The sequence below is a fragment of the Brevibacillus reuszeri genome (genome assembly GCF_002897295.1).
GTDB lineage: Bacteria > Bacillota > Bacilli > Brevibacillales > Brevibacillaceae > Brevibacillus > Brevibacillus reuszeri_A.
The window spans coordinates 1-10760 of sequence record NZ_BEXF01000052.1 but is presented as its reverse complement, the minus strand read 5'-3'; the positions used below and the strand labels follow the sequence as shown (position 1 = coordinate 10760).

Annotated in this window: 12 protein-coding genes; 11 read left to right on the top strand and 1 reads right to left on the bottom strand. The window is 47.1% G+C overall.

What is annotated here, in order from left to right:
- Positions 1 to 169: 169 nt before the first annotated feature.
- The gene (locus C3B52_RS34655; RefSeq protein WP_103110889.1) at positions 170 to 433 is read right to left on the bottom strand and encodes a hypothetical protein; all 264 of its coding nucleotides are present in this window, start codon (positions 431 to 433) and stop codon (positions 170 to 172) included.
- 179 nt (positions 434 to 612) lie between these two features.
- Here C3B52_RS34655 and C3B52_RS34650 point away from each other — a divergent pair, with 179 nt between their 5' ends.
- From C3B52_RS34650 to C3B52_RS34600, 11 genes are all read left to right on the top strand, one after another.
- Positions 613 to 831, top strand: coding sequence for a hypothetical protein (locus tag C3B52_RS34650; protein WP_103110888.1), 219 nt, complete (start codon positions 613 to 615; stop codon positions 829 to 831).
- Between the two features lie 68 nt (positions 832 to 899).
- The gene (locus C3B52_RS34645; RefSeq protein WP_103110887.1) at positions 900 to 1298 is read left to right on the top strand and encodes a PucR family transcriptional regulator ligand-binding domain-containing protein; all 399 of its coding nucleotides are present in this window, start codon (positions 900 to 902) and stop codon (positions 1296 to 1298) included.
- A 27-nt stretch (positions 1299 to 1325) separates the two neighbouring features.
- Entirely contained in the window at positions 1326 to 2465 is a 1140-nt protein-coding gene (locus C3B52_RS34640) for a PucR family transcriptional regulator (protein ID WP_164685071.1), read from the top strand.
- A 373-nt stretch (positions 2466 to 2838) separates the two neighbouring features.
- The gene (locus tag C3B52_RS34635) at positions 2839 to 4449 is read left to right on the top strand and encodes an OPT/YSL family transporter (RefSeq protein ID WP_103110885.1); all 1611 of its coding nucleotides are present in this window, start codon (positions 2839 to 2841) and stop codon (positions 4447 to 4449) included.
- A 23-nt stretch (positions 4450 to 4472) separates the two neighbouring features.
- Positions 4473 to 5534, top strand: a complete 1062-nt coding sequence (locus C3B52_RS34630; RefSeq protein WP_103110884.1) for a DUF917 domain-containing protein — start codon at positions 4473 to 4475, stop codon at positions 5532 to 5534.
- Positions 5535 to 5596: 62 nt separating this feature from the next.
- Entirely contained in the window at positions 5597 to 6541 is a 945-nt protein-coding gene (locus tag C3B52_RS34625) for a DUF1177 domain-containing protein (protein WP_103110883.1), read from the top strand.
- Between the two features lie 80 nt (positions 6542 to 6621).
- The gene (locus C3B52_RS34620) at positions 6622 to 7293 is read left to right on the top strand and encodes an AroM family protein (RefSeq protein ID WP_103110882.1); all 672 of its coding nucleotides are present in this window, start codon (positions 6622 to 6624) and stop codon (positions 7291 to 7293) included.
- A gap of 57 nt (positions 7294 to 7350) precedes the next feature.
- Positions 7351 to 7698, top strand: coding sequence for a hypothetical protein (locus C3B52_RS34615; RefSeq protein WP_103110881.1), 348 nt, complete (start codon positions 7351 to 7353; stop codon positions 7696 to 7698).
- Positions 7699 to 7714: 16 nt separating this feature from the next.
- Positions 7715 to 9181: an amidase family protein gene (locus C3B52_RS34610; RefSeq protein WP_103110880.1), complete on the top strand. Its 1467-nt coding sequence runs from the start codon at positions 7715 to 7717 to the stop codon at positions 9179 to 9181.
- A 189-nt stretch (positions 9182 to 9370) separates the two neighbouring features.
- A complete protein-coding gene (locus C3B52_RS34605) occupies positions 9371 to 10072 on the top strand; it encodes a TerC family protein (protein WP_103110879.1) in 702 nt (233 codons plus the stop codon).
- 311 nt (positions 10073 to 10383) lie between these two features.
- Positions 10384 to 10596, top strand: a complete 213-nt coding sequence (locus C3B52_RS34600; RefSeq protein WP_103110878.1) for a hypothetical protein — start codon at positions 10384 to 10386, stop codon at positions 10594 to 10596.
- Positions 10597 to 10760 lie beyond the last annotated feature (164 nt).

Here is a 10760-nt window from a genome sequence, read left to right as displayed (position 1 = left end):
GTGTATGGCCCCAATGGAATATAGAGAACATCTCAAGACATCAGCAGCATAAACAAGACACCAACCATTTTTTGATTGGTGTCCAAGTTTTTGTTTTTTTACTGTCTACTTGACAGGGGGCACTTCATTTTCCATAGAGGACAGGGCTTTTTCCTTATTACTCGTGATCCTACAGGTTTCTTGCGATATGCGGTTTGCTGTAATGGCTGGTTCCACCGCCTCCGACCAAAACTCTTCCGCCGCGGTTAAAGACAAGTAATTTTCTCGATCCATCTGCAAGCAGGACAGTTACTTTGGCACGATTGGCAGTAGCAGTATAAACAACATACCCGGTCCTGGACACAAAGGTGCGCCAGTTTTTATCGAATTCCGAACGCAGAACCCGATTCGAATACACTTGATTTTCGACTCGTCCAGCAGTAATTCTTTTCATCGTGCTTCCTCCCTCCCGTTTTCTACTAGCATATTCGTTGGAAAAAGAAAGGAATGGACAAGTGTTACTGGATATTGCCCTATTTTAGTTGCATCGTTTGTGCAAGCGTACTATGATAACAGCAAGAACGACATTCGAATGCTACCACAAGAATGCTCGTCACCAAAGGAGTGAAATACATGGCAAAAAGCAGTGCGCGCAAGCAACGGGAAAAGCTGGCGAGGGAAGGCAAGCGAAACCCGGATCAAAACAGAAGCATCTTTGCCTTTGCAGACATGAGAGCGAGACAGACGAAAACAAAAACGGAAAAACTCCGTCAGCAAAAGCACAAAAGGTCGTATTCCTATCAACAGGAAGATGGCCTTTTTTATTTTGCGGTGACGAGCAAGGTGGCATAGTTCCATCTTATTTTTGAAGAAAAATGTGGTAGCATCATGGGAAGAGTAAGAGTAATGAGGTGAGGAAAATGGAAAACCCTCCGTTTACAGTAGAGCGGCTATTACAGCTGCCTGTATTTCGTGGTGCAAAGGTGATGGCAGGACACGCAGGGATCAACAAAGAGATTTTCTACATGACCTCGATGGAAATGCCCGATCTTACTGGGTTTCTTAGGCCGAATGAATTGATCATAACGACAGGCTACTCCGTACGTGATGAACCAGCACTTATCAGTCGCCTCTTGGATGAAATGCATCAGACGGGCTGCTCGGCGATCGGCATCAAAACGAGAAAGGTCATACAGGAAATCCCCCAGGAAGCACTGTACAAGAGCGAGCTCTACGGAATTCCATTGTTTGATATCCCATTGGAAAATTCCTTTATTGATATGACCCATGCAGTTATTGACCAAATTCTTAATCGGTAAGCGTTCATGCTGCGCGAGGTTCGGGAAGTGAACCAGCAATTTACGAATCTGGTCTTAAATCGGCGAACGACAGAGCTGGTTGTTCTAATTGGCCATCTCCTTTCCTGCGAGACTGCTGTACTCAAAGAAAACGGGGAGATCGAAAGCTGCACTTCCCATTTTCAACCTGCTGAAATCAAGGAAAAAAGAGTGGTTCAGGTAGGAAGCAGGGTCATGGGTTACCTCGCTATTACCCGGGAATTAAAAGAACAGGATCGGTTCGAGCAAATGTGTCTTGATCATGCGGTTACTGTTTTGGCGATTGAGTTTACGATTCGCCAGTCGCAGCAGCTGCAGCGCGAACGTGAGCAGGAGTCTTTTATGGTAGAGCTTTTTTCCGGGTCATCTCACCAGGAAGATCTGCTTCGTTATCGGGCGAAGCAGCTGGGAATGTCACTACGTACCTTTCATTACGTCATCGTTGTTCGGATTACGAATAAGTCTGGACTGGACAAGAGCAAGCAGGAAGAACAGTATACGCTTCTCTACAATCAGCTTCTTCAAAAGGTGAACAAGCCAGGGGTAAATACCCGTAAAGGAGTCATCATCAACGATTCGATGATCGTCCTGTGCTCATCTGTCCATGGCGAAGTGGAAAAGCAGAGAGAGGATGCTGAAGCACTGCTAAAGGAGCTGCTTTCCCATGAAAAGGAGCTTCCGGCAGATTTGCAGCTTACTGCTGGCATTGGGGGAGCACGCGAGATGCTGGTTGAGGTTCCCGCCAGCAGTATGGAGGCACATCGAGCTCTATCTATCGGTCAGCACACTTTGCCCAAACAAAAAATCATCCATTTTCATGAGATATTGGTGGAGGATTTGCTGTTGGATGCAGCGGGACACCCGGTATTGACGAAGCTGACCTCCATTTTGATTGAACCGCTTGTCAACTACGACAAGGAATACGGCACCGAGCTGGTAGCGACGCTTAGCGCTTTTCTAAAATCGGGTGGAAATACAAAGCGGGTGGCAGAGGAATTGTTCATTCACCGCAATTCTGTTTTGTATCGCTTGGAGCGGATTGGGGAAATTTTGCAAATGGATGTGAACGATCCAGAGGTGCGCTTTCGTCTGGATGTGGCCATGCGTGTCTGGAAAACCAAGGGAGTCGACGTCCAATCGATTCAGTAATTTCATACCGTTTGTGATCGTGCCCAAAAAGGGGCGCGAAGTTTTGGGTCGCTTTCCATAGGGGAAAACGACTTTTTTTGTACTATCAGAAAGTATAAAGAATTTAGGGAAGATAGTTTATATTCCCTCCGAGCATAGCTTAGCTCAAAGTTTTCAGTTAATCGTGAAAAATCACGGAATGAAAGAAGTGAAGGGATCGGGGAGGAGGAGCGAAGCCGCGGATTTTATGCTGGTGATCCTGTATGCGCTTACAGGTCTGTAGCGAATGATTTTTGCTTTACGTAGCAATTATACAACTAGCTTAGTTGGATAGCTCCATTTCGCGATCATTCCATTTTTTTTAGCCAAGTCTATTTATGAAGGAGGCGCTATTATGGCCAAAGACAAGACTCCAAGAGAAAAACACCCCTCCGCATTTGAACCGTCGACATTGATTTTGAATATTGCCTTGTCTGTATTTGGGGCGATTATCGGGATGCAATTGATCACGTCACTGGGGGTTACGCCAAGCACCTCGATTATTGGTGCGATTGCCGCCATGCTGATTGCACGGATTCCAATGGAGATATTCTCTAAATATCGTTCCATTCACCGCCAAAATCTTGTGCAAACATCGATTTCCTCGGCAACATTCGGTGCAGCAAACAGCCTCTTGATACCGATCGGGATTCCTTTTGCGATGGGGCATCAAGAACTGATTGTTCCGATGCTGATTGGTGCGGGACTCGCGATGTTTGTTGATACGGCTCTGTTGTACAAGCTGTTTGGCTCCAAGGTGTTTCCGGCGACAGGCACGTGGGCACCAGGTGTTGCTACTGCGGAAGCGATTATTGCAGGAGACAGAGGCGGCAAGCGTGGATTGCTTTTGGGCGTCGGCACAGCGATTGGTTTGCTAGGCTCGTATCTTGGAATCTCCATGTCCGCATTTGGTGTTGCGTTTATCGGGAACATCTGGGCACTGGCTATGTTTGGGGTTGGGCTTTTGCTCCGTCAATACTCCACGCCACTCTTTAACATAGATCTGAATGCCTTGTACATTCCACACGGCTTTATGATCGGGGCAGGGATTGTTGCCTTGTTCCAGGTAGCGTATGTGATTCTGAAAAAGAAAAAGCCAGCTGCGGCAGTAGATGGCGCGGCAAGTGCAGAGGATATGAGCTACACGCAAAGTGAAAAAACAACCTCACGTGTACTCGGCTTTGGATTCCTCGCCTATCTCGTTGTGGCGCTCATCGTTGCGCTTGCTGGTGGACTTATCACGCACATGTCCTTTGGCATGTTGATCGGCTTTTTGCTCTTTGCAGCGTTTGCAGCCTATGTCCATGAATTGATTGTTGGGATTGCCGCCATGCACTCTGGCTGGTTCCCTGCCTTTGCGATTGCGCTGATTACTTTGATTATCGGGATGATGATTGGCTTTCCACCAGTGGCACTCGGTCTGCTCGTTGGATTTAGTGCTGCGACTGGACCAGCTTTTGCTGATATGGGCTACGATTTGAAAACGGGCTATATTTTGCGGGGAAATGGTGCGGATGCGGCTTATGAGCTCGAAGGTCGCAAGCAGCAGTACTTCACTGGCCTGATTGCTTTTGGTGTCGCTCTGATTACGGTTGCATTCTCTTATCAAAGCTTCTTTTCCCAAGGCTTGATTCCGCCGGTGGATGCCGTTTATGCGAGCACGATTGAAGCAGGAACCTCCCCGGAAATTGCCAAGCAACTGCTGCTATGGGCAATTCCAGGAGCGATTTTGCAGCTGATTGGTGGAGCAAATCGTCAAATGGGCGTAATGTTCGCTACCGGATTGTTGATTTTGAATCCATATGCCGGATTTGCTGTTCTGGCAGGTATTTTGATTCGCAGTATCGCGGTTAAGGTAAAAGGCAAGCAGGCGGAAAGCACGCTGAGCATTCTTGCTGCCGGCTTTATCGCAGGGGATGCAATCTACAGCTTCTGTAACTCCTTGTTCAAATTCGCGAAAAAATAAACAACATCTGGAGGAGAAACAATATGGCAAAAATGACAATTACCAAATCCATGATGGAAGCAGCTGTTTACGGAGGATGTGTACTAGGCGGTGGCGGTGGCGGCTGGATTGAAGATGGCATGGAAACAGGTCGCCTAGCACTGGAGGTCGGAACTCCTTATTTATATACAGCCGATGAAATGAATGATGAGGATTTGCTCGCGACGGTAGCTTTGGTCGGAGCACCGGCTGCTGAGAATCAATTTGTGAAGCCGATGCATTACGTTCGTGCCTTGCAGTTGTTGGAGCGCACGATCGGTCAGTCGATAAAAGGGATCATTACGAATGAAAATGGCGCAGGAACCACTGTCAACGGCTGGTTCCAAGCAGCAGTAACTGGTTTGCCTGTCATTGACCTGCCATGTAACGGTCGTGCCCATCCGACTGGTTCTATGGGAGCGATGAATCTGCATCAGGTAGAAGGCTACATTTCGCATCAGGCAGCAGTCGGCGGCAAGGATGAGCTGTATCATGAGGTGTGCGTCAGTGGGCAATTGCAGCAGGCAGCCGGATTGGTTCGCAAAGTATCCGTAGAAGCAGGCGGCCTCGTTGTCGTAGCACGCAACCCGATCACGGTTTCGTATGCAAAAGAAAATGGTGCACCGGGTGCGATTCTTCAGGCGATTGAAGTAGGCGAGGCATTGCTTGGAGCAAAAGGAGAGGCGGCAATCGAGGCTGTTTGCAAAAAGCTTGGTGGTCGCGTCGTCACTTCTGGACAGGTAGATGAATTCGAACTGAAGACGGCAGGCGGATTTGATGTGGGGCGTGTCGTGATTAGTGGACATGAGATGACGTTCTGGAACGAATACATGACGCTGGAGCAAAATGGGGAGAGATTGGGTACATTCCCTGACCTTATCATGACCCTCGACGCCCAAACTGCTAGACCGATCGTCTCGGCTGAGATTGAAAAAGGTCAAAAGCTGGCAATCATTCACGTGCCAAAAGAAAAACTGATTCTCAGCACAACGATGCACAACAAGGAGCTGCTGTCAGCAGTAGAGAGCACTGTCAACAAACCGATTCTTCCATATATATTTGGCTAATAATAATTGACTGGCAGATCAAAAAGATTCGACATCAGCGCTGGCACACGGGAGGGTTTACCATGTCATTAAAACAGACGATGACTGTATATGAAACGATGGATAGCGCCTATGTAAACGGCGAAGCCATCAAAAAACTGTTCCACGATTATCCGGAAGTGACTGTAACGACTCAAACCGTAAACGGAGAAGAAGGCAGCACGGATTTTGTTAAAATCCTCGTACCTGGGAAAAACGGGAAGTCATCGGGAGGAAGCGCCCCCACTTTTGGGATTATTGGACGCTTGGGTGGAATTGGCGCACGTCCTAGCCGAATCGGGCTTGTCTCTGATGCAGACGGTGCGATTGCGGCGGTCGCATCTGCCCTAAAGCTTGCCCAAATGCAACTAAATGGCGACGTGCTGGCGGGCGACGTAATCATCAGCACGCATATTTGCCCGGATGCACCGACACAGCCACATGAGCCCGTAGATTTTATGGGCTCGCCCGTTGATATTTTGACGATGAACGAATACGAGGTTATTCCAGAGATGGAAGCGATTCTTTCCATCGATACGACCAAAGGAAATCGGATCATTAACCACAAAGGCATTGCCATCTCGCCAACGGTCAAGGAAGGCTATATTTTGCGAATCAGTGAGGACCTGCTGCGCATTATGGAAATGACAACGGGAAAGCTGCCGGTCACCTTCCCGATTACGCTGCAAGACATCACCCCGTATGGAAACGATTTGTTCCACGTGAACAGCATCCTGCAGCCGTCAGTCGCTACCAATGCGCCTGTGGTTGGGGTTGCCATCACCGCCGAGAGTGCTGTTCCAGGCTGCGGAACAGGTGCGAGCCATGAGACGGATATTGCACTTGCCGTTAAATTTGCGGTTGAGGTTGCCAAGGAGTTCACAAATGGAGTTACCCAGTTTTATGACGAGGCTGAGTTTGCGCATATCCTTTCGCGCTACGGCTCGATGAAAATTTTTCAAACGATGGGCTTGGACTCTGGTAAGTAAGGAAATGAGGAGCAGGGAGATGATTGGTCTCCCTGCTTTTTTTCACCTCATCCTTTATCAAAGATAAGGAGGTTTCACATATGAAGCAGGTAGGAATGATTACGATTGGTCAAGCTCCGCGCAATGATATAGCGCCGATTATCGAGACACATCTGGCAGGACGTGCAGAGCTGATTCAATGCGGTGTGCTGGATGGAATGACTGTGGAGGCAATCAGGCAAAATCTTTCCCCTGCACCAGGCGAGTACGTTCTGACCTCACGCTTGCCTGACGGGGAACAGGTCGTCATGTCCAGAGAGAGCATCCAACCGATCTTGCAGGAAAAAATCAGGGGGCTGGAGAGTCTAGGGATTCCGAATATTTTGCTTTTGTGTACCGGTGTATTTCCAGGGCTGCATACGGAAAGCGCCGTTCTTTTGGAGCCGGATCAAATGATCCCTCCTGTCGTAGCCATACTTGCAAAAGGACGGAGGCTGGGTGTAATTGCACCGCTGCAGGAGCAAGTGAGTGCATTGCGGGAAAAATACACGCCATATGGCCTTGATCCGGTATTTGCTGTTGCTTCGCCGTTTACGCTGGACAAACAGGTGTATCAGCAAGCACTCGAACCGCTTAGGGATCAAGTCGATCTACTGCTCATGGATTGCATGGGATATTCGGAAGAAGCTCGTCAGCTCGTGAGTGAGCTAACTGAAAAGCCTGTTATCCTGTCGACCGCTCTCATGTCGAAGCTGATATCAGAAATCATCTAGGACAATCTGATCCATCCGTAGTAAAGTGAAAGGAAGTGATACGTCTCTTTTCAAACGATGAAGAGAGAATACGTCCGAGGAAGGGGATTTACCATTTTGCCGAGCAGTCATTCCATTCATCCAGAGTGCGCACAAGCCATACGCCGCCTGATCCAGCTAAAAGATCCGAAGCGGGAAGACTTCTTGGAGCTGAGAACGTACGGAACAGACCGGTATTCCGCCATGGGCTGGGACGAGCTTCGAGCGTACATTAATGAGCAGACCATCGTGATTGTCGAGCAGTTTGAAAATGAACAAAATATTATGTCTGCCCTGCGCTGGGTAGCGAGAGGGCTGCCAGTGTGGCTAGCGATCCGGAAGGTACGAGCGGACTATTCCGTGTATGGGTACAAGGGGCAGAAGTAAGGCTGGAGGTGGATTTATGAAAGAGAAGCTGGAGTCTTGGATTTTGGAAGCAGATATAGCCAGTATGCAAGCTGCTATGGAAGCGGGCACGCTTTGCTCGGAAGATTTGGTGGAAGTCTATTTGGAGCGGATCAGCAAGTATGATACATGGCTGCGTTCCATTATAGAAATCAATCCAGAGGCAATGCAAATTGCAAAGGCTTTAGATGCTGAACGAAAAAGCAAAGGAAGTCGGGGACCTCTGCATGGAATTCCTATTGTCTTAAAAGATAACATAGGAACGGGCGATCAGATGCATACGAGTGCAGGTTCTGTTACCCTAGCGAATTCTTATGCATCCGAGGATTCTGTTGTTGCGAGGCAGCTGCGTTTGGCAGGAGCCGTTTTGTTAGGAAAAGCGAACATGACAGAATGGGCTAATTACATGTCGCAAACGATGTGGGCAGGCTACAGCTCTCGTGGAGGGCTTACCTTAAATCCATATGGACCAGGTGAGCTTTTTGTGGGGGGATCTAGCTCTGGCTCTGCAGTCGCCGTGTCTGCCAATCTGGTAGCAGCAGCAATCGGAACAGAAACGTCAGGCTCCATTATTAGCCCTGCTAGTCAAAATGGAATCGTTGGTCTAAAGCCGACGGATGGGCTTGTAAGCCAGTCAGGAATCATCCCGCTCACCCGGAGCATGGATGCAGCAGGCCCGATGGCAAGAACAGTGCAGGATGTAGCGATTGTCCTTGGGGCATTGAATGACGATGGCACTGTGTACACGACGTTATTAGACAAAACATTTTTGCGCCAAGCCAGGATCGGTATCCCCCGTTATTATATGAAGCATTTGGATGAGGACAGGCTGCGGATTGTGGAAGAAGCCATTACTGTTCTCAAAGACCAGGGGGCTACAATCGTTGATCCCGTTGCTCTTCCATGTGATGGTACCGAGTGGGACTGGAATGTTCTTCGCTATGAATTCAAGCGATATGTGAATGAATATTTGTCAACTGTAGCAGCAGAAGTACCCGTTCACTCACTCCGAGACGTGATTGCCTATAATGAAACACATGCAGAGATTACATTGAAATATGGACAAGATAAACTGATTTGGTGTGAGCAAACGAGCGGTACTTTATTAGAACAGGACTATCTCGATAGCCTGCAAAAAAACAAGGAGATAGCTCGAGACCAAGGAATCGATTATGCTTTGGCTGAGCATGGGCTGGATGCACTCCTGTTTTTGGGGAATGAAGGCGGTCCAGATCTTGCGGCGCGAGCAGGCTACCCTGTTATTACCGTACCAGGAGGGTATGCAGAGAACGGAGTAATCGCACCTGGTGGATACATAACAAAAGGACCGCAGGGAATAACATTCGTAGGTACGGCATACAGTGAGCCTACTTTGCTCAAAATCGCCTATGGCTTCGAGCAAGCGACCAAGCATAGGGTCTCTCCGCCTTTAACGGGAAATCAGAACAGCTTGTATGATGAATAGTTAAAAAAAGGATATTGATAAATAATTATTTGTTTATATATTGATCTGTCTACGTAGACAGGTTTTTCTTTTTTACTTCCGGATTTTCTAAAGAAATTGAAAAATAAGCTGAAATTAGTAATGCAGAATGAAAAATAAAGGTCTATTATTGACACTACAAGTTCATTTTTACAGAAAGGAGCTATTATCATGACAGATTTTTTTCTTAGTTTATTGCAAATTATTATTGTTAATTTGGTCTTGAGTGGAGATAATGCGGTCGTGATTGCGCTCGCCTGTCGAAATCTCAGTCCAGAGCTGCAAAAGAAAGCAGTGTTTTGGGGAAGCTTTGGGGCAATTGGGTTACGGGTGATTCTCACAGTGATCGCCATCTGGCTATTAAAAATTCCTTTTGTACAGGTCGTAGGAGGGCTTTTGCTCATCTGGATTGCGATCAAGCTGCTGAAGGGCGAGGATGAGGATAGTCATATTGGCGGTGGTTCCAATATGATGGAAGCCTTGAAAACGATTATTTTTGCTGACCTGATTATGAGTCTAGACAATGTGATTGCCGTTGCAGGTGCGGCCAATGGAAATCTGCTGTTGGTGATTATCGGACTTGCGATCAGTATCCCATTGATCATTTGGGGAAGCCAGCTGTTAATGAAGCTGATGAACCGTTTTCCTATCATCGTCCTTTTGGGTGCAGCTTTGCTTGGATATACAGCAGGTGAAATGATTGTCGGCGACAAAGTGGTAGGAGCATTCCTGGAAGAGATACTGCCAGCTCTACATATCATTTTGCCAGTAGCCTTGGCTCTGATTGTCATTGCTGTTGGAAATTATCTCAAGCGCAAGGCTGATAAAGCAAGAGAAGATAAAATTCGTCAGGACGAACCAGAAATACTGTAACTCACCAAGCAAAAAGGAAAAAGGCCACTGCTATTGGACATGCCCTTACGCATGTATGTCTAATGGCGGGAGGTCTTTTTTTGCTATGGAGATTTGTGCCGAGAAACAGTTTTTTAACAAAGTAATTTTGGCGTTTTCACATTTGAGACACAAAGGAAAATTGTAACAACAGCTATTCCAATAGCTTTGCGCAAAAACTTTTGACAATTTTTTAATAAAAATTTGAACAAAACGTGACCAACAAATGAATTTTGTGTTACAATATAGCCATCAGATGAAACGAAAATCTTAGATGACGGGGGTCATGATATATGAATAACGAGAAAAAAGCCGCAGATATGCTCAGATGGATGGCTTGGACGACAACAATCATTGGCGCATTGTTAATGGCATTCAGTGTAAGCGATTTCAGATCCGAGAATTTCACATTGATGGTTTCGATTGGATTTCTGATCGCAGGTATGAACATCTTCCTGTTGAGCACTGTTTTCCGTCTGATGAACATCCGCAAGCAACAAGTGTAAGTCGATGAATACAAAACCATAAGCAGACCTCTCATTGTGAAGTGCCCCCTGTCAAGTAGACAGTAAAAAAACAAAAACTTGGACACCAATCAAAAAATGGTTGGTGTCTTGTTTATGCTGCTGATGTCTTGAGATGTTCTCTATATTCCATTGGGGCCATACAC